The 263-nt window shown below is 59.7% G+C and carries 1 protein-coding gene; it reads left to right on the top strand.

The features are described from left to right. Positions 1-40: 40 nt before the first annotated feature. Positions 41-263: hypothetical protein (locus tag ACQG3P_RS20075; RefSeq protein WP_426806026.1), on the top strand; the 223-nt coding region annotated here is incomplete at its 3' end.

Consider the following 263-nt stretch of genomic DNA (forward strand, 5'->3'; position numbering starts at 1 on the left):
ATGCAGTTCATGGCAGAATCGGCTCCTACAGGGAGGGGACATGGACTTTCAGCAGTGGATGATTACTGCCGATTGGGACGACATTCGGGAATGGCTGTCGATCTTCATCGCTGCGTTCGCAGCGGTGGCCGCGACAGGGGTCGGGGTAGCGGCGGCCATCGGCACAATCCTCGTGGCGGTCCTGGCTAACAGTACGAGCATGCGGGCCACTCAGATTGCCGAGGAGGCAAAGGGAATCGCAAAGATGCTGCACGAAGCTGGTG

It is taken from the genome of Stenotrophomonas sp. SrG (assembly GCF_050031795.1).
Lineage (GTDB): Bacteria > Pseudomonadota > Gammaproteobacteria > Xanthomonadales > Xanthomonadaceae > Stenotrophomonas > Stenotrophomonas rhizophila_A.